The organism is Geothrix sp. PMB-07 (assembly GCF_030758935.1).
Taxonomy (GTDB): domain Bacteria; phylum Acidobacteriota; class Holophagae; order Holophagales; family Holophagaceae; genus Geothrix.
Genome location: NZ_CP132333.1, coordinates 1,535,645 through 1,560,117, shown reverse-complemented (window position 1 = coordinate 1,560,117; position 24,473 = coordinate 1,535,645). Strand labels below are relative to the sequence as shown.

The 24,473-nt window shown below is 66.0% G+C and carries 22 protein-coding genes; 12 read left to right on the top strand and 10 right to left on the bottom strand.

Annotated elements, in window-relative coordinates; genetic code table 11:
* Positions 1-15: 15 nt before the first annotated feature.
* From Q9293_RS06905 to Q9293_RS06885, 5 genes are read right to left on the bottom strand one after another with little or no spacing between them, the layout of a single operon-like run.
* Positions 16-1,314 carry a right-handed parallel beta-helix repeat-containing protein gene (locus Q9293_RS06905; protein WP_306251369.1) on the bottom strand — a complete coding sequence of 433 codons (1,299 nt, stop codon included), beginning with the start codon at positions 1,312-1,314 and terminating at the stop codon, positions 16-18.
* 41 nt (positions 1,315-1,355) lie between these two features.
* Positions 1,356-1,931: a TMEM175 family protein gene (locus tag Q9293_RS06900; RefSeq protein WP_306251367.1), complete on the bottom strand. Its 576-nt coding sequence runs from the start codon at positions 1,929-1,931 to the stop codon at positions 1,356-1,358.
* A 46-nt stretch (positions 1,932-1,977) separates the two neighbouring features.
* The gene (locus tag Q9293_RS06895) at positions 1,978-3,273 is read right to left on the bottom strand and encodes a hypothetical protein (protein ID WP_306251365.1); all 1,296 of its coding nucleotides are present in this window, start codon (positions 3,271-3,273) and stop codon (positions 1,978-1,980) included.
* On the bottom strand, positions 3,270-3,893 hold the full coding sequence (locus Q9293_RS06890; protein ID WP_306251363.1) for a hypothetical protein: 624 nt from the start codon (positions 3,891-3,893) through the stop codon (positions 3,270-3,272). Before Q9293_RS06890 ends, Q9293_RS06895 begins: the two co-directional genes overlap by 4 nt.
* Positions 3,893-4,234, bottom strand: coding sequence for a hypothetical protein (locus Q9293_RS06885; RefSeq protein ID WP_306251360.1), 342 nt, complete (start codon positions 4,232-4,234; stop codon positions 3,893-3,895). Before Q9293_RS06885 ends, Q9293_RS06890 begins: the two co-directional genes overlap by 1 nt.
* Before the next feature lie 44 nt (positions 4,235-4,278).
* On the opposite strand from Q9293_RS06885, the gene map reads away from it, so the two are divergent.
* Complete coding sequence (gene map / locus Q9293_RS06880; RefSeq protein ID WP_306252425.1) at positions 4,279-5,070, top strand: type I methionyl aminopeptidase; 792 nt, start codon at positions 4,279-4,281, stop codon at positions 5,068-5,070.
* On the opposite strand, the gene Q9293_RS06875 is transcribed toward map, so the two are convergent.
* Positions 5,067-5,525: a GNAT family N-acetyltransferase gene (locus tag Q9293_RS06875; RefSeq protein WP_306251358.1), complete on the bottom strand. Its 459-nt coding sequence runs from the start codon at positions 5,523-5,525 to the stop codon at positions 5,067-5,069. The genes map and Q9293_RS06875 overlap by 4 nt on opposite strands.
* A 23-nt stretch (positions 5,526-5,548) precedes the next feature.
* Positions 5,549-6,052: a thioesterase family protein gene (locus Q9293_RS06870; protein WP_306251356.1), complete on the bottom strand. Its 504-nt coding sequence runs from the start codon at positions 6,050-6,052 to the stop codon at positions 5,549-5,551.
* Positions 6,053-6,090: 38 nt separating this feature from the next.
* On the opposite strand from Q9293_RS06870, the gene ispE reads away from it, so the two are divergent.
* The 9 genes from ispE to Q9293_RS06825 are packed head-to-tail and all read left to right on the top strand — an operon-like array spanning position 6,091 to position 19,144.
* Complete coding sequence (ispE, locus tag Q9293_RS06865; protein ID WP_306251355.1) at positions 6,091-6,927, top strand: 4-(cytidine 5'-diphospho)-2-C-methyl-D-erythritol kinase; 837 nt, start codon at positions 6,091-6,093, stop codon at positions 6,925-6,927.
* A 55-nt stretch (positions 6,928-6,982) separates the two neighbouring features.
* Positions 6,983-7,903 (top strand): ABC transporter ATP-binding protein, encoded by a 921-nt coding sequence (locus tag Q9293_RS06860; RefSeq protein ID WP_306251353.1) that lies wholly within the window; start codon positions 6,983-6,985, stop codon positions 7,901-7,903.
* A 2-nt stretch (positions 7,904-7,905) separates the two neighbouring features.
* Entirely contained in the window at positions 7,906-8,964 is a 1,059-nt protein-coding gene (locus tag Q9293_RS06855) for an ABC transporter permease (protein ID WP_306251351.1), read from the top strand.
* 57 nt (positions 8,965-9,021) lie between these two features.
* A complete protein-coding gene (locus tag Q9293_RS06850) occupies positions 9,022-12,198 on the top strand; it encodes a PAS domain S-box protein (RefSeq protein ID WP_306251349.1) in 3,177 nt (1,058 codons plus the stop codon).
* A gap of 38 nt (positions 12,199-12,236) precedes the next feature.
* The gene (locus Q9293_RS06845; protein ID WP_306251347.1) at positions 12,237-13,514 is read left to right on the top strand and encodes an MFS transporter; all 1,278 of its coding nucleotides are present in this window, start codon (positions 12,237-12,239) and stop codon (positions 13,512-13,514) included.
* On the top strand, positions 13,511-15,001 hold the full coding sequence (gene hutH / locus Q9293_RS06840; RefSeq protein WP_306251344.1) for a histidine ammonia-lyase: 1,491 nt from the start codon (positions 13,511-13,513) through the stop codon (positions 14,999-15,001). Before Q9293_RS06845 ends, hutH begins: the two co-directional genes overlap by 4 nt.
* A complete protein-coding gene (locus tag Q9293_RS06835; RefSeq protein WP_306251342.1) occupies positions 14,998-15,678 on the top strand; it encodes an HD domain-containing protein in 681 nt (226 codons plus the stop codon). The genes hutH and Q9293_RS06835 overlap by 4 nt, the downstream gene beginning before the upstream one ends.
* Complete coding sequence (locus Q9293_RS06830; protein ID WP_306251340.1) at positions 15,645-18,062, top strand: HEAT repeat domain-containing protein; 2,418 nt, start codon at positions 15,645-15,647, stop codon at positions 18,060-18,062. The genes Q9293_RS06835 and Q9293_RS06830 overlap by 34 nt, the downstream gene beginning before the upstream one ends.
* On the top strand, positions 18,059-19,144 hold the full coding sequence (locus Q9293_RS06825) for a PAS domain-containing sensor histidine kinase (RefSeq protein WP_306251338.1): 1,086 nt from the start codon (positions 18,059-18,061) through the stop codon (positions 19,142-19,144). Before Q9293_RS06830 ends, Q9293_RS06825 begins: the two co-directional genes overlap by 4 nt.
* Here the strand turns inward: Q9293_RS06825 and Q9293_RS06820 are convergent.
* Together Q9293_RS06820 and Q9293_RS06815 are read right to left on the bottom strand one after the other, a co-directional pair.
* Complete coding sequence (locus tag Q9293_RS06820; protein WP_306251336.1) at positions 19,141-19,566, bottom strand: hypothetical protein; 426 nt, start codon at positions 19,564-19,566, stop codon at positions 19,141-19,143. The genes Q9293_RS06825 and Q9293_RS06820 overlap by 4 nt on opposite strands.
* Before the next feature lie 8 nt (positions 19,567-19,574).
* Positions 19,575-21,503, bottom strand: a complete 1,929-nt coding sequence (locus Q9293_RS06815) for a TonB-dependent siderophore receptor (protein WP_306251335.1) — start codon at positions 21,501-21,503, stop codon at positions 19,575-19,577.
* 338 nt (positions 21,504-21,841) lie between these two features.
* On the opposite strand from Q9293_RS06815, the gene Q9293_RS06810 reads away from it, so the two are divergent.
* Together Q9293_RS06810 and Q9293_RS06805 are read left to right on the top strand one after the other, a co-directional pair.
* A complete protein-coding gene (locus tag Q9293_RS06810; protein ID WP_306251334.1) occupies positions 21,842-22,369 on the top strand; it encodes an inorganic diphosphatase in 528 nt (175 codons plus the stop codon).
* Positions 22,370-22,375: 6 nt separating this feature from the next.
* Positions 22,376-23,083: an HAD family hydrolase gene (locus tag Q9293_RS06805; protein ID WP_306251332.1), complete on the top strand. Its 708-nt coding sequence runs from the start codon at positions 22,376-22,378 to the stop codon at positions 23,081-23,083.
* Here the strand turns inward: Q9293_RS06805 and Q9293_RS06800 are convergent.
* Complete coding sequence (locus Q9293_RS06800) at positions 23,067-23,582, bottom strand: outer-membrane lipoprotein carrier protein LolA (protein WP_306251329.1); 516 nt, start codon at positions 23,580-23,582, stop codon at positions 23,067-23,069. The two genes, Q9293_RS06805 and Q9293_RS06800, sit on opposite strands and share 17 nt — an antisense overlap.
* Positions 23,583-24,473 lie beyond the last annotated feature (891 nt).

Sequence of the window (24,473 nt, the reverse complement as noted above, 5' to 3'; positions counted from 1 at the left end):
CGCACGCGGTCCCCTTTAGGGGCAGCTGCCCTTGCCCGACACTGCGTTGCCGCTGACGGTGTTCGTTCCTGATGGGTTGAGGTCGCAGACGCCACAACCGTCGTTGCCGCTGCCCACATTCCCCGTCACCGTGATCCCCTTCAGGTAGGCGACCAGGATGCCGTAGCCCGCCCGGAACACCACATCCGTTGTTCCTGGCGAGGCATGGGTGTTGTTCACAGTGTTGCCCGTCACCTGGATGTCCGTGGCCCCTCCCCGCAGGTAGATCCCCATGCTGGTGTTGCCATCCACGAGGTTGTTCGAGATCCGCTGAAGGCTGGTCTGGCCGCTGATTTCAATGCCGGGTCGGGGGCGGCTTGTGGAACCGTTTCCCGTGACCTTGTTCCCATCGATCACGATGTCGTGCGTGAACGCCACGCCCGCGTTGGCCTGGGAAAGCCCGGAGGAGATGCCCCCGCCGAGGTTGTCCGAGAAGGTGCAACCGCTGATCAACACATCGCTCACGGTCTGGCCCGGATTGGGCTCGATGTCGAGGCCCGTGCCACACACCAGGGCGCCGCTGGTATCCGCGTAACCCACCGTCCGGGTAAAAGTCGAGTTCTTGATCGTCAGGTGGTTGCCGTCCACGATCGACATGCCCTGGCGTCGGTTGTGATCCGCCGTCACGTTGCAGAACAGGATGTTGCTGGCGCCTGACACATAGAAGCCATCCCCCCAGCCCTCCCTCGCCGTGATGTCGGCCACCACGATGTTCGATGCGCCATTGCTCAGCTGCAGGCAGTAGCCTCCTTCTCCGGCCGTGCCCGCGTGGGTGGCGAGGTCGCCCTGGATGGTGCCGCCCCCCACGATGTTCACGTGGCTGACGCCGCTGGCCAGGAGCATGATGTAACCCGCAGAGGCGTTGGTTTGGGCCTTCAGGGTCGCGCCAGGTTCCAGGCGCAAGGTCATGTTGTTCCCCAGGCGGATGCCGTAACCCGGGCTCGTGGCCACCGCGTCGATCATGTAGGTACCCCTGGGAATCTGAACCGTGCCTCCGGTCCCGGCCACCGCGTTCACGGCCTTCTGGATGGCATCCGTATCGTTGGTGGCGCCATCGCCCATGGCGCCGTACGGCGCGTCACGGACGTTCACGACGAGCGATGCAGAGGGCGAAGGGGCACAGGAACCCGGGACCGGCGCCGGCGTCGGCGTCGGCGTCGGTGAAGCCGTCGTCGTGCTGCCGCTCCCGCCGCCACAACTGGACAGACAGGCAACCTTCAGGAAGAAAAGGGTACCGGCCAGGACTTTGCGAAGAGTGGCGTCAGCGGGTCTCATCTCACCTCCGGAACATGGGAAGCGGATCCAGCCTCCATGGTCTACTCACCCATGGCCCGCTCGATGCGCCGATCGGGCACCAGCCAGATGAGGGCCACCACCCAGTAGAGGCCGAAGCCCACCCAGCGATTGGCGAAGGAGGCCAGGATCGCGGTGGCGTAGATCGCCGAGGAGAGCTTGCCCTTGAGGTCGCCGCCCACGGCGGAGCCAAGCACCGAATCCTTCCCTTGGACATGGATGAGGCACTGACTGAGGACGTAATAGGCCAGGCTGGCCATGAGCAGGATGAAGCCATAGAGCGCCACGGGCCGCGCGGCGAAATGGTTATCGCCCATCCACGCCGTGGCGAAGGGCACCAGCGACAGCCAGAACAGCAGGTGGGTGTTGGCCCACAGGATGGGCCCGTTCACCTTCTTCACGGCGTGCAGCAGGTGGTGGTGGTTGTTCCAGTAGATGGCGATGTAGATGAAACTCAGCGCGTAGCTCACGAAGGTGGGCAGCAGCGTCGCCAGGGCCGCGAAGGAGTCGCCATGCGGCACCTTCAGTTCCAGCACCATGATGGTGAGGATGATCGCCAGCACCCCATCGCTGAAGGCTTCCAGCCTGTTCTTGCCCATGGTCATCTCCGGATGCGCGATTGTTCCACAGCCCGGTGATGGATGCTCAGGCCTTCAGATGTTTGTCCGCGAGCCGCCCCAGATCCCCGCTGCCCTGACTGTTGGCGAGGTTCTTGGCCAGGGCCACCATCAGAGCCTCCTGGGCCTGGCCGGGCAGATGGGGCAGCAGGTCCGCGGCGGCGGCCACTGCGATCACCTGATGGGCGTGGTTGAAGGTGGGATCGTTCCGCGTGGCGGCCTCGGCCAGAGCGGCCAGAGCGGCCCGGGTTTGATCGGCGCGCGTCAGCCCCTGGGCCTGGCCCATGGCGATCAGCGGTTCGATGTCCAGCACGGCCTCGCGCAAGGCCTCAGGGCTGGCCGCAGCGATCTTGGCAGGCTGAGGGCGTTCCTCGGTTTCCCCGGTGGGGAAGAGATTCACCAGCGCCGCTGCCTGGCACCAGATGCGGGGATCCGTCGGGCGGGTGCGTGCGAGGTGGGCCAAGTAGGCAAAGGTCCAGGCGGTCTTGCCTTCCAGGTCGCGGCGCGCATCCAGTTGCTTCTCGGCGGCAGCCAGGGTCAGCGTGGCCAGGGTGTCGGCGCCGCCCTGGCCCTGCTTCAGCAGGTCCGTGAACCGGTCCAGCAGCGTCACCAGCCCCTGATCGCAGATATCCCTCACCTGGGCCTGGCACGCCGCTTCCGTGAGGGTCGACTCGCCCCAAGCGACGATGGTTTCAGAGCCCACCAGCCGCTTGGCGGCGCGGCGCGCCCAGAAAGTGTCTTCGGTGGTGGCCGCCAGCCAGGCGGCCAGGCCGAAGAGGCGGCGGCCCGTGGCCCGAGGCCGTTCGAGGCGCTCGTGGAGATCGGCGAGATCGTCGCAAAGCACCGCCTTGTGGCCCACGTTGGCCATGTCCAGGTCGCAGAGGCGCGCCAGCCGCCGGAAATCCTCGGCCGTGGGAAGGTCGAAACCCTGGGCTTCCGCAAAGGCCAGACCTGGCTTCCGCGCGACAATGAAAGCCTCGAGGTTGCGCCATTGGCCACTGCCCTTGGCCCCCAACACCTGTGCCACCGCCTGGTCAGAGCGGCGCCCCTCGTGAGCCGCCATGTGCAGCTGAATGGCCATGGCGCGTAGGAAGCTCCGCTCATCCAGGAACTCGCGTAACCGCAGCACCGCCCTCAGGCCCAGAAGACCGTGGGGCACATGCGGCTGGTAGGCCTCCCAGTCGATGCGGGGAATGATCGTCTTCACGGCCTCCCGCAGGGCGTCCCGCAGACCGCCAGGGCCAGCGATCCGTTCCGCGAAAGCCGCGAAGAAGCCCTCCGAAGGCGTTTCCAGTTCCTGCTGCCAGCGAGCCTCGACGCTCATGCACCCTCCAGGGGCAGCGCCCACGCCGCAGCCACCAACCGGCCCCAATGGTGGCTCCACGCGCGCTTCCACACCAAACCGCCTTCTTTCATGTCCGCCGCCAGAAGGCGCTGGCGAAGCTCCGCCCGCAGGGGTTCCGCCGCGGGGCCCAGAGCCGCTTCCGCCTGATCCAGCAAAGCCGCCCGGGCTTCGCGTTCCTGATCGTGATGAGCCAGGTAGCCTGCGGCCTCTGGCGAGGGGGCCGAGGCCCGCAGTCGCTGCCAGGCCTCAAAGGCCGCCTTCGCTGCGGGATCCTCCCGCAAGGGCGCCTTCACCTGCTCCCAACCCTTCCCCGCATCCAGTTCTGGGCCCGCGCGCAACAGCGACTCGCGCAGCTTCAGGGCCTTGGCCACATCGCGATCGATGTGCTTGAGGGCCACGAAGGTGCGAGGTTTCTCTTTCTTCTCGCGGCGATCAAAAAAGGTGTTGAGGGCCGCCACCACCAGATCCATGGGCACACCACCGGCCTCCCAGGCCAGCACCTGGCGGTAGTCCTCGGTGCTCAGCAACCCCGCCCGGCCCCAGGCCCGGAAAGCCCATTCCCGCTCCAGCCAGTCTTTTTCGTCGCGGCTGTAGGGCATCAGTGGGAAGCAGCGGGTTCCGGCACCAGCCAGGTGCCGTCCTTGAGGTGCAGGGCGCCGTTCTCCCATCCGATGATCTCGTCGGGGATGATCCGGGCCTTGCCGAAGCCGCGCAGGCGGAAGCCGCCCGCTCCCAAAAGCTGCCCTTTGCGATTCCAGACTTCCAGTTGCCAGAGCGTGCCCTGGTGGCCATTGACCTTGAGAAACACGCCCTTCTTCGCGTCGCCGCCCCACAGGGCCTCGGACGACACGGACGCGGGACGCGAAGGCGCGCCGCCACAATCCACCAGGCATCCCGCCAGGGTCATTGTCGCCAGAAGGAAAATCAAAGGTCGCGCCATGCCGTCATTCTACCCGCTAGAATGAGGAAGAGGGGGGCACGGTCCTGATTCGCGAACAGATCCGATACAAGAGCCGCAAGGAAATCGACAAGCTGCGGGAATCCTGCCGCCTGGCGGCCAACGCGCTGCGCATCGCCGCCCGGGCCGCGCGGCCGGGCGTAAGCCTGCTGGAACTCGACAAGATCGCTGAAACCTACATCCGCCAGAATGGCGCCACGCCCAGTTTCAAGGGCTACCATGGTTTCCCCGGCACCCTCTGCACCTCCGTGAACGACAAGGTGGTGCACGGCATTCCCTCCAAGTACGTGCTGCAAGAGGGCGATATCATCGCCATCGACTGCGGTGCCAAGCTCGATGGCTTCCATGGCGACACCTGCCTGACGGTGGGCGTCGGCAAGATATCTGATGAAGCCCGCATGCTCATCCAGACGGCTCAGCTGGCGATGTTCGTGGGCATCGAGCACTGCCGCCCGGGGCTGCGCCTGGGTGACATGGCCACCGCTGTGCAATCCTTCGCCGAGGAACGCGGCTACTCCGTGGTGCGCGAGTACATCGGCCACGGCCTGGGCCGGGATCTGCACGAGGATCCCCAGGTGGTATTCGCCGAACAGAGGCCGGGCACCGGGTTCCGCATGGAACCGGGCATGACCATCACCATCGAACCCATCCTGAACATCGGCAGCCACCGATGCCTGGTGGAATCCGATGGCTGGACCGTACGGACCCAGGACGGCAAGCTCTCGGCCCAGTTCGAGCACGACGTGGCCATCACCCGCGACGGCCCGGAAATCCTCAGCATCCCGGATCCGGAGTTCGAGCTCGAGGACGGACTCTAGCCTTCCATCCCTTCCTGTGGAGCCTGGTACAGGTTGGCCCGGCGGATCTGCATGAGGGGCGCGGGATCGGTCACGGGTTCCCACCCCAGCTTCCGGTAGAGGCCATGGGCATCGCGGGTGGCGAGCATCAGGCGACGCATGCCCTGAACTTCTGGCAGATCCATGAGTGTTCGCACCATGGCCTCGGCCAAACCCAGGCCCCGGTGCGCCTCCAGCACAAACACATCGGCCAGGTAGCCGAAGGTGGTGTGGTCGGTGATCAGCCGTGCGAACCCCACCTGGACGCTCCGGGGCCCGAAGGCGCCCGCGCAGAGGCTATGTCGGGCGGCCCGCTCCACGAGCTCCCGGGAAATGCCCGGGGACCAGTAGCTCCGGGTCAGGTAGCCATGGATCACATCGAACTGGAGTTCCGACGGATCAAGCGAGATGCGATGGGTTTCCGGGATCGGTGCCATGGTCCCTCAACAAGTGAATGGATTCAGCCCTCAGCCCAGCGGCGCAGCGCTTCGGGCGGATTGATGTCGGGCCCGACGTAACCCATCTGGCTCAGCACTTCGGCCACGGGCACATTCCCCTCCCGGCCGCGGAAAAGGGCCCGGACCACACCTTCGGCGGCCAGCTCCCCGCCCCGTTTCACGAAGCGCTGCTCCAGGAAGAACCACTTGGCATCCCAGCCCAGCAAGCGGGTGTGGAGTTCGTAGGCCTCGAAGGGATCCAGGCTGCGGCGGTAACGGATGGTGACGCCTCCCACCAGCGGCTTCCAGCGGTTGCGAAGCATGGCCCTCCCCAGGCCGGTGCGGAACGTGAGATCGAAGCGGCCCAGATCCATGACGCTCAGAAACCGGCCGTTGTTCATGTGGACGTTCACATCAAGGTCGTTAGGCCACACGCGGAAGCTGAGCACCGAGGCTTCAAGGGCCTCCAGAGGCGCCCGAAAGCGCAGGGTGAGGCCTTTCCAGAGGGTGCGGAGCAGCAGAACCATCCCTCCAGCCTAGCGGGCCCTTGCGCTACCGTGGAGGCATGGTTCTTTCGATCCAGGCCCCCGCCAAACTCAACCGCTTCCTCGCCGTGCTCGGCCGTCGGGCGGATGGCTTCCATGAGCTGGAGCTGGTCACCACAGTGCTCGAAGGCGTTGCAGAACTCACGGACACGCTCTCCGGAGAGCCCGGCCCCCGCCTGTCGCTGAGCATCTCGGGGCCCGCCGGTGAAGGATTGGAAACCGATGAATCCAACCTCGTGATCCGGGCCTGGCGCCTGCTCGAAGCCGCCGCGGAACGCGCCCTTCCAACGACCCTCCACCTGGAGAAGCGCATTCCCCACGGGGCGGGCCTGGGCGGAGGCAGCAGCGATGCGGCGGCGGCCCTTCGGCTGGGCAACAGCCTCTTCAACCTCGAGCTGGCAGAGAGGACCCTGCTGGATCTGGCGGCGGCCCTGGGCAGCGACGTGCCCCTCTTCCTGCTGGGCGGCACCACGCTGGGCCTGGGCCGGGGTGAGCGGGTGTTTCCGTTGCGCCCCCTGCCCTTTGAACCGCTGCTGCTCGTGCACCCCGGGCTGCATGTGAGCACCCCCAACGTGTACCGGGTTCTGGCGGAACTTGGGTACGCAGATCCCCGGCCTCTGCTTTCCCTGCCAGAGGGCATCGCGCCACCTTGGCGCAATGATCTGACTGCGGCTGCCCTGAAAGTCTGCCCCGCCCTCGTGGAAGTGCGCGAAGCCCTCGCCGCCGCCGGTGGGGAGCCGCTGCTCTGCGGGTCCGGAAGCTGCTGGGCGGCGCGCTTCGATTCCACAGCTCACCGCGACCGTGCGGTGGCGATGCTGCGACGACTCCATGAGAGCTGGTGCGTCTGGCCGATCTGATTGTGTCGTGACAGACTGTCTGCCTCCCCCCCCCCCTTTGAAACCTGAGGTGCCCATGTCCGATTCCGCCCTTCGCATTCGCGGTCTCGGCAAGGCCTTCCCCAAGGTGGTTGCCGTGGACGGGGTGGATCTGGAAGTGGCCCGGGGCGAGGTCTTCGGCCTGCTGGGACCCAACGGGGCCGGCAAGACCACCACGCTCGAGATCATCGAGGGCATCACCACGGCCGATGCCGGCGACATCGAGATCCTGGGGCTGAACTGGAAGCACCAGGGACAGGAGATCCGCTCCCGCATCGGCGTGCAGCTCCAGAGCACCAGCCTCTTCAACAAGATCACCCCCCGGGAGGCGCTGGATCTCTACGGCAGCTACTATCCGAAGAACCGCAGCAGCAAGGAGCTGCTGGAGCTGGTGCAGCTGGAGGAGAAGGCCGACGCCTACCACATCACCCTCAGCGGCGGCCAGCAGCAGCGGCTGGCCCTGGCCCTCGCCCTGGTGAACGATCCCGAGCTGGTGTTCCTCGATGAGCCCACCACGGGCCTGGATCCCCAGGCCCGTCGCAGCCTCTGGGAGGTGGTGCGGCGCATCAAGGCCGAGGGGCGCACGGTGATGCTGACCACCCACTACATGGATGAAGCGGAAGCCCTCTGCGACCGGCTGGCCATCATGGATCACGGCAAGGTCATCGCCACGGGCACACCGGCCTCGCTCATTGCCGATCTGGCCATTCCGAGCGTGGTGGAACTGACCTTCGAGGGCGAGGCGCCCGATCCCACCGCTTTCGCCAATCGGCTCGGTCAACCCGTCGAACACCGCGCGGACCTGTGGGAGATCCCCACGCCCGATCCCAAGGCCCTGCTGCCCCGGCTGCTGGAATCCGCCGAGGCCGAGGCCATCCCCTTCCAGCAGGTCCATGTCCGCCGAGCCACCCTGGAGGATGTGTTCCTGCACCGCACGGGCCGGAGCCTGAGGGAGTAGCCATGTTGCTCTGGAGACAATTCGTCATGGAATGGCGGCTCTACAGCCGCGACCGGGCCGCCATGTTCTGGACCCTGGCCTTCCCGGTGGTCCTGCTGTTGGGCTTCGGCACCATGTTTAGGGACAGCGGAGGCCCCAGGCTCTCAGTGGTGCGTGTCCTCTCAGCCACGTCGACGCCCAAGGATGCGGCCTTCGACCAGGCCCTGGCCGACCTGCAGCTCAAGGTCCAGCCGCTGACCAAGGCGGAAGCCGAGGCCCGCTGGGCCCAGGGGGAGACGGCCGCCCAAGTGGAGCCGGACGGCGAAGGCTACCGCCTGCGTCTGAACAGCTACCTCATGGCCCAGGCCGGGGCCACGGCGGGCCTCGTGAACCAGGCCTGGCTGGTGGCGCAGGCGCGGCTCAACGGGTCACCCGAGCCCCTGAAAATCCCCACCCAGGTGGAGAGCCCCGGCCACAAACGGGCCACCAACTACGCCTCCTTCCTGCTGCCCGGCCTGCTGGGCCTGAACCTGGTGAGCATGGGCCTGTTCAGCGTCGGCATGGTGAACGTGTCCTACCGCGAAAAGGGGAAGTTCCGGCGCCTGGCGGTGACGCCCTTGCCCAAATGGATCTTCCTGCTGGGCCAGGTCACCCACCGGCTCACCCTCACCGTGCTCCAGGCCGCCATCCTCCTGCTGGTGGGCCGGCTCGTCTTCAACATCCAGAACCAGGGCTCCTTCAGCCTCCTGCTGCTGGTCATGACGCTGGGTACCGGCTGCTTCATGGCCTTCGGCTTCGCCCTGAGCAGCTTCGCCGATACCTCCGAAGGCTATGCGGCCATCTCGAACCTGGTGTTTCTGCCCTTGATGCTGCTGAGCGGCGTCTACTTCACCCTGGACGCCGCCCCGGCCTGGCTTCAGCATGCCGTGGCCGTGCTGCCTCTGGCCCCCTTCATCAAGGCCCTGCGGGCCGTGTTCAACGATGGCGCCGGCCTTGCTGGCCATGGCATGGGCCTGGCCATCGTGGGCGCCTGGGGCGTGGCAGCCTTCCTGCTGGCCGTGCGGCGCTTCCGCTGGGCCTGAGGCCAAATCTGAACCGCTAGACTTGGCTCACGGCGCCTTTTGGCCGATGGTGTCGTCATGGCAGACCCAGCCCCCCGAGACCTCAGGACCGCCTCAGACCCCTCTGACCTGCGGGTCGATGGACTCAAGGCCCGCCTGGATGCCACCCACGGCATGCTCGATGCCATCTCCGAGGCCATCTATGTCCAGGATGCCCAGGGCCGCTTCCTGGATGTGAACGAGGGCGCGGCCCGGATGTACGGCTACCCGCGGTCCTTTTTCATCGGCAAAACGCCGGAAGCCATCTCCGCGCCGGGACGCAATGATCTCGCCGTCCTCGAGACCTTTTTCGCAAAGGCCCTGCACGGCGAACCACAACAGTTTGAGTATTGGGGCCGAAAGAGCGACGGTTCCTTCTTTCCCAAGCAGGTGCGGCTCTACCCAGGCACCTATCTGGGCCAGCAGGTCATCGTCGCCGTGGCTCAGGACATTTCTGAACGGAAGCGAGCTGAACAGACCCAACAGGCAACCTTCCGCATTGCCGAGGCGGCTCTGGATTCCAAGAGCAGCCGTGAACTCTTTGAGCGCGTCCACGCCATCGTCCGCGACCTCATGCCCGCGGAAAACCTCTACATCGCCCTCTGGGATCGAGCCTCCGACACCCTCTCGTTTCCCTACTGGGTGGATCAGGAAGACCCGGTCCCCGGAAAGCGAAGGGTCGGACGGGGCCTCACCGAATACATTCTCCGCAGCGGCCAACCCCTGCTCATCGATACAGAGACCTTGAAGGCGCTCCAGGCGGCCGGCGAAGTGGCGCCGCAGGGAACCCTCTCCCTGGACTGGCTGGGGGTGCCGCTGCGCAATGATTCGGGCGTCTTCGGCGTCCTGGTGGTGCAGAGCTACACGGGCGGACACCGCTACAACACCGGAGACCGCGACCTCCTGGCCTTCGTCTCCTCCCAGGTCGCGCTGGCCATCGACCGGGCCAAGGCCCAGTCCCAGCAGCGGCTCCTGACGGCGGCCATTGACTGCGCGGCCGACCCCGTGATGGGCATCGATTCCGAGGCGGGTTTCGTGTTCGTCAATCAGGCCGCCTGCGCGGCCCTGGGCTACACCCGGGAAGAATTCGAGCGGATGAACCTGAGCGACATCGATCCGGATGTGGACCTCACCCGCTGGCCCGAACGCTGGGACCTGGTGCGCTCCCTCCGCTCCCGTCGCCTGGAGATCCGGCACCTGCGCAAGGACGGCAGCATCTTTCCCGTGGAGATCAGCAGCAATTTCCTGTCCACGGAAGGCCAGGACATCATCTTCACCTACGCCCGCGACATCACCTCGCGGAAGGCCGCGGAGGAAGCCCTCCGCGCCAGCGAGGAGAAATTCTCCAAGACCTTCCACGCCAGTCCGGATGCCATCAACCTCACCCGGTTGTCGGATGGGACCTATGTGGATGTCAGCGAAGGGTTCGAAAAAATCAGCGGTTGGACCCGGGAGGAGGTGATCGGCCGATCATCCCGTGATCTTGGCCTCTGGGCCGTTCCCGAAGACCGCCAGCGCATGATGGAGCAACTTGAACGCGACGGTGAATTCACCGGTCTGGAGACCACTTTCCGTCGGAAAAACGGCAGCCTGCTGACCGGCCTCATGTCCGGTAAAAAAATGCAGGTCGATGGCGTCCCCTGCGTGCTCTCCATCACCCGGGACATCACAGACCGCAAGGCCGCCGAAGAGGCCCTGGCCGCCGAGCGCGGCCTCTTCATCGGTGGGCCGGTCATGGTGTTCAAGTGGCGGACCATCGAAGGTTGGCCAGTGGAGTACGTCTCGCCCAACGTCCAATCCATCCTCGGCTACTCCGTCAGCGACCTGGTGGAGGGACGGGTTCCCTTCCGCAGCCTCTTCCACCCCGATGATGCGGGCCGGGTGATCCAGGAGGCGCAGGAGGTCGAAACCCAGGGCAAGAGCCATTTCGAGCAGCAGTACCGGCTGCGCACCGCCTCGGGCGAATACCGCTGGTTCTACGATTTTTCCGCCGCGGCCTCCCCGGGCCCGAACCCGACCCACTACCTGGGCTACCTGCTCGACATCACCGATCGGCGCCAGGCCGAGGACGCCCTCAGGCAATCTCAGAAACTGGAAAGCCTCGGCATCCTGGCCGGCGGCATCGCCCACGATTTCAACAACCTGCTCACGGTGGTGCTGGGCAACCTGAACCTGGCCCAGATGCACCTGCCGGAGCAATCACCCGCAAGCCCCTACCTGGCCAAGATGGAGGCCACCGTCCTGCGGGCCACGGACCTCACCAAGCAGATGCTGGCCTATTCCGGGCGCGGCCATTTCCTCGTCCAGCCCCACGACCTCAACGGCCTCGTGCGGGACGTCACCCACCTGCTCGAAGTCTCCATCCCCAAGAAGATCCGGCTCCGCTTCGATCTGGAGCCCGGCCTGCCCGCCATCCAGGCGGACGCCACCCAGATCCAGCAGGTGGTCATGAACCTGGTGACCAATGCCGCCGACGCCATCGGGGACCGGGAAGGGGCCATCCACCTCGGCACCTACGCCACGGACCTGGATGAACGGCAGCTCCGGTCCGCCTACCGCGCGGAGTCGCTGCCCGCGGGCCGCTACGTCATGCTGGAAGTCACCGATACCGGCATGGGCATGACCCAGGAGGTCATGGCGCGGATTTTCGATCCCTTCTTCACCACCAAGGCCTCGGGCCGGGGGCTGGGCCTGTCGGCCATGCTGGGCATCCTCCGCGGCCATGGGGCCGGGCTGCAGATCGAGAGTGAGGTGGGTCGGGGCAGCACCTTCCGGCTTTGCTTCCCAGCGTCCAGCGAGCAACCGGCTCCCTGCGAATCGGGGGTCCAAGAGGCCCTGGCGCACCCCATGCGGGGCCGGATCCTGCTGGTAGATGACGAGGAATTGATTCGCCAAACCATCGGCGCGGCCCTGGAAACCCTGGGCCTGGAAGTGATCACGGCCCGGGACGGCCTGGAGGCCCTGGAGGTGTTCCGGGAGGCGGCCCCGCGGCCAGATCTGGTGCTGATGGACCTCACCATGCCCCGCATGGATGGGCGGGAAGCCTTCGAGGCCATGCACAACCTGGATCCCTCGGTCCCCGTGGTGCTCAGCAGCGGCTTTACCGAGCAGGACTCCCTCCGCACCCTGTCCGGCAAGGGCCCTGCCGAGTTCATCCAGAAACCCTACCAAATCAAGGAACTGCGCCTTCTGGTGCAGAGGGTGCTGGGGGTTTAGGGGCGCCCCCGGGCTACACTGGGAGCCTGGAGAGCCTCATGCAGTCTTCCAAACGCGCCAGGACGGCCATCTTCCTCACGGTCTTCGTCGACCTCCTGGGCTTCGGCATCGTCATTCCCATCCTGCCGCTCTACGCGCAGGCCATCGCAGACCACCCCAGCGCCTGGATGGCCAGCGTCAATCACTTCCTGGGCCTGGGTGGCGCGGGCACCACGCCGGGCGCCTTCTGGGCAGGCGTGGGCTTCCTCAGCTACAGCGTCATGCAGTTCATTGCCTCGCCCATCCTGGGCCGCGTCTCAGACAAAGTGGGCCGCAAGCCCGTGCTGTGGATGAGCCTCGTGGGCTCGGCCTTCGGCTACCTCATGCTGGCCCTCACCAGCCGCTTCGAGTGGATGCTGGCCGCGCGGATTCTTGATGGCATCACCGGCGGCAACATTTCGGTGGCCCAGGCGGCCATGGCCGATACCTCCTCGCCGGAGGAGCGCTCGAAGGTCCTCGGCATGATCGGCGCCGCCTTCGGCCTGGGCTTCGTGCTGGGCCCCGCCATGGCGGGCGTACTCAGTGGCAGCGCCTTCGGCCACCACCTGCTGGCCACCAAGGGCTGGCACCTGCCCTTCTTTGTGGCGGCGGGCCTGTCCCTGTTGGCCTCCTTGATGGTGCTCTTCTGGCTGCCGGAAACCCTCACGCCCGAAGTCCGTGCCCGCGCCCGTTCCCACGAGAGCCGCGGTCACGCCCTGGTGAAGGCACTCAAGCGACCGGGCCTGCCCCAGATTCTCGGCGTGTCCCTGTTGGCCATGGCGGGTTTCGCCATGATGGAGGGCACCTTCGCCCTGCTGGTGCACCAGCGGTTCGACTTCCACCAGCGCGAGGTGGGCTACCTGTTTGCGGGCATCGGTGTGCTGCTGGTGATCTACCAGGGCGGCCTGGTGCGGGTGGTGGCCAAGCGCATCCCCGAGCGGGTGGCGCTCATCACGGGTCTGGTGCTCATGGGCGTGACCCTGCCCTTGATGCCCAAGGCGGCCTGGATGTGGCCCTTCGTCCTGCTCTTCATTCCGCTCTCCTGGGGCAGTGGCATGGGCAACACCGCGGGCACGGCCCTGGCCAGCCGCCTGACGCCGCCTGAAGATCAGGGGGCCCTCTTCGGCGTCATCAATGCCATGACCGGCATGGGCCGCATCATCGGCCCCGCCGTGGGCACCTTCACCTTCGCCCGCTGGGGCGGACAAACCACCTACACCGTGGCCGGACTCACCCTGGGCCTGGCCCTGGTGCTGGCCCTCACCCTTTCCCCCACCCCCCCCAAGGAAGTCTCATGATTCATCTCGATGGCCGCTCCCTCACTGCGTCCCTGCTGGCGCGCATCGCCGCCGGCGAAGGCGTCACGCTGGATGAAGGCGCCCTCGCCCTCGTCGCCGAGAACCGCGCGGTCGTTGACCGCATCGTCGCCGAAGGCCGCACCGTCTACGGCATCAATACCGGCTTCGGCCAGTTCGCCACCGTGGTCATCGCGCCGGACCAACTGCAGCAGCTGCAGCTCAACCTCATCCGCAGCCACGCGGCCGGTGTGGGTGAGCCCCTGCCCAAGGACCAGACGCGGGCCCTCATGGCCGCCCGCATCAACTGCCTGCTGAAGGCCCACAGCGGCATCCGGCCCGAACCCATCCACCTGCTGGCGGCCTGCCTCAACCAGGACGTGGTGCCCGTGGTGCCCAGCCAGGGCAGCGTCGGCGCCAGCGGCGATCTGGCTCCCCTGGCCCATATGGCCCTCATGCTCGTGGGCGAAGGCCTGGCCTGGTCCGACGGCAAGCATGTCCCCAGCGGCGAGGCCCTGGCCAAGGCCGGCCTCAAGCCTGTCACCCTGCAGGCCAAGGAAGGCTTGGCCCTCATCAATGGCACCCAGCTCATCACGTCGCTGGGCAACCTGGCGGTGGAGAAGTTCACCCGTCTGACCACCCTCGCGGATGAGATCGCGGCCCTCAGCCTGGAGGCCCTGCGCGGCACCCGCGCGGCCTTCGATCCCCGCATCCACGCGGCCCGCCCCCATCCCGGCCAGATCGCCGTGGCCGAGAACATGCGGAGGATCCTCGGCACCAGCAGCGCCATTTCCGAAAGCCACAAGGACTGCCACCGTGTGCAGGATGCTTACAGCCTGCGCTGCCTGCCCCAGGTGCATGGCGTCACCCGCGATGCCCTGGCCTTCGCCGGCGCCATTCTGGAAACCGAACTGAACAGCGCCACCGACAACCCGATGATCTTCACGGACACGCAGGAATCCCGCTCCGGCGGCAACTTCCATGGCCAGTACCCGGCCTTCGCCTGCGATGTGCTCGCCATTGCCGCGGCCGATCTGGCCAGCATTTCCGAGCGCCGTCAGGAGCGCCTGGTGAACCCCGCCTACTCGGACCTGCCCGCCTTCCTCACCCAGAACGGCGGCCTGGAATCCGGCTTCATGATGGCCCACGTCACCTCCGCCGCCCTCGTGAGCGAGATGAAGGGCTTGGCCCACCCCGCCTGCGTGGACACCATCCCCACCAGCGCCGGCAAGGAGGATCACGTCAGCATGGGCCCCATCGCCGCCCGCAAGCTGCTGCGGGCCGTGGATGCCCTGGAGCAGGTGCTGGCCATCGAGGCCCGCATGGCCCTGGAAGGGGTGCGCATCCTCGGCCTGGCCCCGGCCAAGGGCCTGGAGCCCCTCATGGAAAAGCTGTCCAAGGCTTGCGCACCCTGGTCGGATCGCGTCATGTTTGTGGAAATACAAGCCACCCTCGATGCGCTCGCGGACTATGAGGAAGCCCGTCCATGACCCCAACCACTCCCTGGCGGACCGCCTGTGAACAAGCGCTGCGGCGCTTCTCGGATGCTGACTCGATCCGGTTCTGGGGCATCGGCCATGAGGTGGATGGGAGCTACCAGCCCATCTTCAACTACCGCTTTGAACACACCTACGCGGCCGTGCTGCTGGCCCGCTGGCTGGCCCCGGCCACCGGCGCGGACGCGGAGGTGGTGGAGTGCGCCGCCTGGCTGCACGATGTGGCCAAGCGGCTGAAGGATCCCCACGGCAAGGACACCCACGCCCAGGATGCCTCGGCCAAGGTCGAGGAGATCCTCGCGGGGACGGACTTCCCCACGGAAAAGATCCCCGCCGTGCGCCACGCCATCGAACACCACGTGGGACTGAAGCTCACCCGGCGCCTCGAGCCGCTGGAAACCGCCTGCCTCTGGGACTGCGACAAGCTCAGCAAGATCGGAGCCGCCAGCCTCATCCACTTCGGCTGCATCAGCGGGGCCTTCCAGCCCATCAGCACCGCCGAGATCCTGCGCCGGGGCGAGGCCTGGCTGGATCTCGCCCGCACCATCACGGCCAGCTTCAACACCGAGCCCGCCCAGGAGGAAGGCCGCCGCAGGCTGGCCTTCATCGAAGCCCATTACGCCCAGCTGAGGCGCGAGTGGTCCGATCCCATGGAGATGACGCCGCCATGAACGACTTCCTGCAGGTGGCCCAGAGCCTGACCGTGGCCCTCAAGGCGCTGCAGATGTACACGGCCATGCACCCCCGTGCCCAGGAGGGCCTGGCCAAGGCCCATCTGGTGTTGGAGGCCAGCCTGCTGGACCAGCCGCGCATCCAGTTCATCGTCACGGGAGCCAAGGCTTTCGTGGATGGGCAGGTGCAGGACGCACGTATTCCCCAGATCGCCAGCCTGATCAGGCTGGTTTCGGAACGGGGCATCAGCGGCTTCTCCTTTGAACGAGGCCTCACCCAGGAAGAGGTCCTGACCTTCCTCCAGGGCATGGCGACCAAACCGGCCAAGCTGGAAGAAGTCGGTGGTCTTGAGGGCCTGCTGAAAGCCTCTGATGTCCGCCACATCAAGGTGTCCCAGACCCGGTACCAGGAAGTGACCGAGGGCGAAGAATCCGGTGCAGGCGACAAGGCCCCGGCCTTTTCCCCGGCCCCGCCAGCCCAGCCCCCGCCGCCCACCTCCCATTCGCCGGAGAACCTGGTCAAATTCATCCGAGAGGCCCTGCTCACCACCCTGGCCAAAGGGGCCGGACCGGGAACCACCACCGGCAGCGCCTCGGGCCCTGGCTTCGGCAAGACCGGCTTCTCGGTGGGCGGGGTCCGCAGCGGCTCCATCGGCGGCGACGAGGATGGTTCTCCCGGCGGTCTTGCCGACGAAGGGGGAGTCGGTCCTATGTCAGGATTCGGTCCGGCCGATCTCAGCGGCCTCGGGCCCCTGGGGCGGGAACTGGGCCTGGGCGAGGGCATGCCCACGCCTGGCCAGCTGGGCACCCTGCGGCAGGTGCTCATGGGGCTTGCCCCGGAAGTGCAGTTCAGCCTCCTGGCCGGGTTGGGCAGCCTGCCCGAACACCCAGCTGGTCTTGGCCTGGGCGTGAAGGCCCTGGCCGGGGAAATCCTGGCGGTGTCCACCAGCACGCTGCTGGCCCAGGGGCTCAGCTGGCCCCAGCTGAAGGGCCCCGTCCAAGACATCCTGCGCCCCCTTCCGGACCGCGAGCGCCTCATGCGCACGTTGTCATCTCACCTCCGTGTCACAGGGCAGGACGCCTCTCAGGCCGAAGCCATCCTCAGGCACTTGGCCTGGGAAGAGCTCAGCCTGGAAGCCAAGATTCTCAAGGTTCTGGAGGAGGGCCACCTCTACGAGCTGAGTCACGAAGAACGGCTGGCCCTGCTGCGCGAGCTGCTGGACCTCCGCCGCTTCGATGACTTCATCCGCATCCAGGAGATCATGCTGGAAACCCTCAGCAGCGAACGGGCCGATCTGCGCCTGCTGAGCATCAAGACCCTGAACGGCGTCGCCCGGTGGACCTTCGATCCCGGCCTCCCCCCTGAAGCGGAAGGTTCGCTGGCGGAAGCCCTGCGGGCCCATTTCGCCTGGGAGCCCGATCCCCCCATCCACCGCTGGACCACCGAAGCCCTCGAATCCCTGCTCACCGGCCTGATATGCCGGGGCGAACTGGGCCCTGTCCTGGCGGACCTTCAAGAACTCGAAGGGCTGTGTGCCTTCCTCGACGAACAGCAGCCCTGGCGCAACGAGGCGCTTGGCCGACTGCGGACCGCCATCCAAAGGCCCGAGCTGCTCGACCTTGCGGTGGACTACGCCCTCTCCCTCAAACGGGAAGACATGCTTCCCGAAATGCAGCCCTATTTCGAATTCATCGGTGAGCCCATGGCCCGCCACCTCACCCACCGCCTTGGCGACGAGACTGACCGGGCCCGCCGGGGCCGCCTGGTGGAAGCGGTACGGAGCCTGGGGCCCACCGCCCTGCCAACCCTTCTGGAATCCCTTGAATCACCGGCCTGGTACCTCGTGCGCAATGCGTTGACGCTGCTCTCGGATCTGGGTGCCGCCGACTGCGTCCCCGCCATCATTCCGCACCTCCGAAACCCGGAGCCCCGAGTCCGGCGCACGGCCGTCCGCGCCCTCTGGAAGCTGGGTGGCCCCGTGGCCGAACCACACCTGCTCGCCCGCATGAAAGACACGGACGTGGAAACCATGCAGGAGATCCTCTTCGCGCTGGGGCAACTGCGTTCCGAGGCGGGCTTGCCGCAGATCGAGGAGCTCGCCCTGGATAAGCGCGTGCTGGAGCGGATCCGCATTCAGGCTCTGGATACGCTGGGGCACATCGCCTCTCCGAAGGCCCTGCCCACCATGTTGGAGTGCATCAAACGGAAGGGCTTCTTCGGGGGCGGAGAAAGCCAGCCCATCCGCCTGGCTGCGGCTCGGGCCATGGCTGCGCTCGGCAGCCCCGAGGCGCTGAACGCCCTCAAGAAGGCCGTGGACGGCGAACCCAAGGGTGAAGATCGTGAGGCCATGCAGCGCCTCCTCGAACGGCCGGTGTCCTCGTGACAGAACCGCAGGTCCACCCGGATCCGCGCCAACTCCTGGAGGCCTTCGAGGCCTTCACCGCCGCCTCGGAACATCTGCAGGCCCGCTACGAAGCCCTGCAAGCACAATTAGGCCAGTTGCAGGGCGAGCTGCAGACCGTGCTGGAAGCAGTGCCCTTCGCCATCTGGGTGCTGGGCGAAGATGGATCGCTGCGCTTCACCAACCGTCCCCAAGGTATGGAGGGGTGGTTTCTGGATGGCCCCGCGCCCTGGGAGCCTGGCAGCGCCGGAGGCCAGCGCCGCGTGAAGACCGCCGAGGGACGGGAACTGATCTTCGAAGAAGAGCGGCGCTCCGCACCCCACGGGGGCACCATCGTCACCCTGCGCGATGTCACCGAGGCCGTTCTGCGGGCCCAGCAGGCCACCCGGGAAGACCGGCTGGCGGCCATGGGCCGCATGGCCGCTGAACTGGCCCACGAAATCCGAAACCCGCTGGGCAGCCTCTCCCTCTTCTCGGGAATGCTGGTGCAGGATCTCGCCGAGCAGGCCGGTCCCCTGGAACTCGCCCGCAAGATGCAGGAGGGCGTGGGGCGCCTGAACCGCGTGGTGGGCAACACCCTGGCCTTCAGCCGGGACCTGCACCCCAAGGCGGGCACCGTATTCCTGCGCAGCCTTTGGGAAGATGCCCTCCGCAGCGCGACGCTGACGGAAACCGTGCCCTGGGACAACCAGATCCCGGAGCAGGCCACCTGGCGGGGCGACCCGGATCTGCTGCGCCAAGTGGCGCAGAACCTCCTCCAGAATGCGACCCGAGCCACAGAAGATGTGGAATCACCCTGCATCATCCTGAACGCCGTGGAAGAACGGCTCGACGGCGAGCCCTGCTGGCATCTCACCGTGGCCGACAACGGCTGCGGCATTCCCGCCGAGGCCCTGTCGAAGGTTTTCGACCCCTTCTTCAGCACCTTCGGTGGCGGAACCGGGCTAGGCTTGGCCGTCTGTCACCGCATCATCGTGGCCCACGGCGGCCTGCTCTTCATCGAAAGCCAGGTCGGCCGTGGAACCACGGTGCATCTCCGCCTCGGCGCGGCGGTTTCGTCTTAGAGCCGTTTGCCGATTTTCAAGACGCTGTCGGCCAGGGTGACCCCGGAGGCGGCGATGTTGCCCATGTGCAGGTAGATCTGCGGCTTCCCGCCCTCCTCCACGATGGCGATGGCGCCACCGGCCGGAAGGTCATCCAGCTTGGCGCAGATGACAAACTTCCCCGCGGCCTTCAGTGCCTTCACCTCACCGCCCTTCCCCCAGGCAACCTTCGCGCTGGCATCATGGGCCACGCCGATTTTCTCGAGTTCGGCCAGAACTTCGGAATCCTTGCAGGCCACCTTGCCCGGCGAACCCGCCGCCGCGCAGAGGATCTTCACAAATTTGGCCTGAACCGCCGCGGGGAGATCCCCCGCCGAAAGGGTGCTGGCAGCGAGCAGCAGCGCGCCTGCACAAAAACAGGAGAAGAACGAACGCTTGGACATGGTGGCTCCTAGAAGTTGTAGCCGAGGCGGAGGGTAACCTCTCGGCCTTGGGCGGGATTGGGCGAGGGCGCGGAAATGTAGCCGCCTCCGTATGAGAGCTTGGCGTCCGTCAGATTGGCCACGCCGAGCGAGGCCAGCAGCTTGGTCCCCTGCCAGCGGTAGTTCGCGAAGACGTTGAGGATCGTCTTGCCATCCCTTTCGCCAGGCACGAGGGCATGCGCCTGATCGTAGGCATAGTAGGAGCCCGAGCGGATCACGGAGGGCGCCAGGCTCAAGGAGGGCGTGAGGATGACGTTCGCATAGGCCGTGAGTTTGAGGCGGGGCGCCCCCAGCAGCGTCCGGTCGTTCTGGGGCACCGCGTAATCGGGCACCTGGTTGCTGTTGGCCTGGTAGTAGGCCCCGGTCACATTCAGATAACCCCAGGCTCCCCGCACGGCGAGGGTGGATTCCAGCCCGCGACTGCCGGTTTTAGGCAGGTTCGTGTAGGGGTTCGCGGCCGTGGCGGCGATGCTGCCAAACACAATGGGATCCTGGATCCGCAAGCTGAAGCCATTCACCGTCAGCAGCATCTGGGGTGTGAGCTGGTAGCCCACTTCCACTTCGTAGGCTGTGGTCTTTTCTGGATGCACCACGCTGCCTTCGAGGTTCTCGATGACAGGCGTGCGGAAGGCTTTGGCCACCAGGAGCTTCGCATGGAAGCGGCCCATGACCTTGGTGAGCCCGAAGCGGGGCACGAAGGCCGAGCCGGCGGAGCTGTGATCTTCATACCGGCCCCCCAGGGTGACGTTGACCAGGGGCGTATTCCAAAGGGCCTGGGCGTAGAGCGCCTTGGTGGTGTAGGTGATGGTGTCTTTGCCGTTGTCCCAGAGCTGTCCACTCCCGCGAGCCACGCCTTCATCCCGGAAGGACTGGCCCCCGAAGACCAGGTTCAGATCCTTGGTGAGATCCCAGAGGCCCTGAAGCTCTCCGGTGATCCGGGTGACTTCCTTGTCCCCTGTGGCTTCCCGGGAGGGGTAGAACCATCCCTGGCTGCGCTTGTAGTTGAGCTTGGGCGTGAGGGTGAGCCCTTCGGCCGCAGCCCAGGCATAGTTCACTTCCGCAAAGCGGTGATTGAACTCCATTCGGGCGTTCGACGACTGGTAGTCGAAGGTGGCGTAGCGGTCCTCGATGAACCGCACCCCCAGGCCCTTCCCCTGGACCCCCACGTTGATGTTGGTGTCGTTCTGATAGCCCACGTTGTCCTTCAGCGGGATCACGGTGGTGGCGACGCCATCCCAGCTGATGAAATCCTGGTCCGAGCGGTTGCCCCGGGATCCCACCGCGGCCACGGAATACTTGAAGTCCCCGGCCACATCGCCGTAGGAGGCCGAAAGAGTCTGGTGCCCCCAGCTGTCGGGCGTTTTTCCCACGCTCACCGAGCCCGAGGCGCCCTTCAGCTCGTTGGCGCCGCGGGTCACGATGTTGACGACGGCCAGTTCCGCGAAACCGCCGTAGGTGGCGCTGCCGGGGCCCCGAATGATTTCGATGCGCTGGACAGTCTCTGTCAGAAAGCTGTTCCCCAGGTAGAGGCAGGCGAAGCGCAGCTCATTGGCCTCCTGCCCATCCACGCGGATGAGCACCTTCCCCTCGTGCCCCCAGATGCCGCGCACGAAGACGCTGGTGACCCCCTGGGTGTCCGTGCCGATTTCAAAGCCTGGCACCAACCGCAGCACGTCGAGAAGATCCTTGGCGCCGGAAGCGACGATCTCCTCCCGGTTGAAGACCGTGATGATGCCGGGGCTTTCGCGGATGGTCATGGCCTTGGTCGAGGCCACCGTGATCGGCGTGTTGAGCAGATCCTCCAGCTCCGCGGCGAGGTTCTGATCCTTCGCGGGTGGCGCCTGGGCCTGCAGCAGTCCCGAGGCCAGCAGAAAACACAGTGCCGTTTGCCCTTTCATCCTTCCTCCTCATGCAGAGATCCCCCAGGCGGCTGGCCGCCGTTCCTGGGTGAGTTGGCCGACTTTCTCCGGGCTGGAAGATCCCGTGGCCGCGACCTTCAGGCAGACACGCAGATCGAAAACCGTGGGGTGCGCCGATTGACGGGGCTCCATCGTCGACCCAGCAGGAATGGATAAATTTCGACGTAAAAAAGCTGCCTACTCGAAAATACAACAGTGGTTTGCTGGGCAATCGCGTTCCATGGGCAATTTTGAAGTGGGTCCGGCCGTGTTCCAGCTCACCGGGAGGCGACGCCTGGGCCAGAACATGCGAAAATCGACCTCTTTATGGAGCGCCCATGTCGCTGATCCACCTCAGTCCTGGCAAGCAGGCGCCGGAAATCGTCAATGCCATCATTGAAATTCCCACCGGATCCCGCATCAAGTATGAGATCGACCACCACACAGGCCTGGTCCATGTGGACCGGGTGCTGTTCTCCCCCTTTCACTACCCCGCCGAGTACGGATTCATTCCGGGCACCCTGGCCGATGACGGTGATCCCGCCGACATTCTCGTGCTCATCAATGGCTCGACCTATCCGGGCGTGGTGATCCGCGCGCGGCCCATCGGCCTGCTGCGCATGACCGACGACAAGGGACACGACGCGAAGATCCTGGCCGTGGCCACGGATGATCCCACCTACGCGCATGTGACCTCCCGCAGCGACCTGCCCCCGCACTTCCTTCTAGAGGTGGAACACTTCTTCCTCACCTACAAGGATCTCGAGCGCAAGAGCGTGTCCAGCGATGGCTGGGGCGGCAAGGATGAGGCCCATGCCTTCGTCCGGGCTTCCATCGAAGCCTTCAACAAGAAGCAGAACAAGTAGCTCGCGGTGACGACGGTGGAGGCGGCCCCCGGGCTCGTCTGTTTCGATCTGGATGGGACCCTCGTGGATCCCATGGCAGGCGTGCGCAACTGCCTGCGGAAGACCTGCGCCGCCTTCCAGCTGGACATGCCCGATGAGGCCACCATCCGCGGCTGGATCGGCTTCGGCATGCGGGAATCGCTGGCCACCCTGAAGGCCCTGGAAGATCCCGAACGCCTGGAGGCAGCCCTTGAGTTCTATTGGGAACGCTACCGCGAGGATGGCGTCTTCGAGCATGAACTCTACCCCGGGGTGTTTCACCTCTTGCACCGGCTGAAGCGCCAGGGGCACCGCATCTACATCGTGTCCGCCAAACCCAGCCTCTTCGCCCGGCGCATCGCCTACCAGTTCGACCTGAACCTCATTTTCGATGACATCTTCGGCAGCACCCTCAAGGGCCGCTGGCAGCCCAAGACCGAGGTTCTGGGCGGACTCGCGGCCCAAGGCACCATCCATCCAGGTGGCGTCTTCATCGGCGACCGGGGGGTGGATATGACGGCGGCCCGCGATCATGGAATGGAAGCCATCGGCGTGGGCTGGGGCTATGGCAGCCGGGAAGAACTCACTGCAGCGGGAGCAGAGCACATCTTCGATACCGTTCCACAGCTGGATGCCTGGCTGCGCCTGCGCTTCCCGCAGCCGGAACGCTTCGACGCCTTCAGCCGTTCGGAGTAGACCAGCGCGTGCCCGCGGGCACCTGGGCCTTGAAGGTGTCGGGAGAGAGTGCGGCCGGGGATTTGGGATTCAGGAGTTCCAGCCGCTGCTTGGCGCCACTGGGATCTGTCCATTCCAGGGTGCGCAACAGTCCTTTGCTCCCCGTGGCCTTCAGCTCCGGCAGACCGGCTTCCCGAGGCGTGAGCTTCACCGTCTCACCGCCGAAGGCATCCGTGCGGTAAAGCCGCTCCAGACGGGCCGGTTCCAGGAGCAGGCCCAGGAGGGGGAAATCCCGGACGGCGCGGGCCAGTTCGATTTTCTGGGCCGTTCGAGTATCGGGATCGTACTGCACCAGGTACTTCCCATCACAGGTCACCGTCAGCCCACCCTCGTAGGCCACCCGCAATCGGCCACCCCGCGCCAGGGCCAGGCGCCCTTCCTTCGAGATCTTGCCGAACACCGCACTGTCGCTCTCCTGGCGGAAACGGCTTTCCAAGGGGGGCATTTTGGAGAAAGCCATCCACCAAGAGGGAGCTCCAGCCACGGCAGGGACAACCATCAAACAACAGATCGTGGCACGCCGCACTTCAGCTCCGCTTCATTTCAACGCTGAGCTTGGCCGTGATGCCCTTGACCGGCGCGGGGCGATGGATCTGCCCCTCCGCGACAACCTCGCCGCGGCAGCGCAGCTGGACCACAACTTCCAGCTCCTGGCCATCGACCACCGAAGGCACTTCCAGGCGCAGCACGGAAGGTGCGCCTGTGCGCCCCACTTGGGTGAGTTCACCCATGAGCGAGTTGATGGCGTCCTTGTTGTCCGAAGGCTTGGCCTTGATGGGGGGCCGTTTCGCATCCACTTTCAAGGAGGCCAGTGCCGCCAGGGGATCCACCTTCACGGCAGGTTTTGCCGGAGCATGGACCGGCTGGGGCACGAAGGGGGCAGGAGTCGGCCTCGCGACTGGTAGTGATTCATGGACACGAGAATCGGGGATCGAAGGCGGCGGAGCCGGAGACTCAACCATGGCCACCGGAAGGTCGGCAGTGGTTTGAGGAAAGTCGATTTCCTCGGGCTCTGCGGCGGGAGATGGTGGTGCCGCCATTGGAGGCAAAGGCGGGGCATCCAGCATCAGGAAAGACACATCGTCGTTCGCAGCCCCAGGGTGCTCGGGCAGCACGGGGGCTTCGATGTAGAAGCCGGTGTCTTCATCTTCGTCGGGCAGTGGCACCGATCCAGGGGCAGCCCCAAAGGAGGCCGACTCTTCCATGTCGAGGATGTCGGTCACGGAGGGCAGATCGGAGAGCGTAAGGGCCTCCACGGAATTGCGAGGTGGTTCGGCCACCGGAGTCACCACCGAAGGTGCCGATGCCACGGGGCTAGAGGGCGCGGGCACCGACACGGGAGGCACGGAAG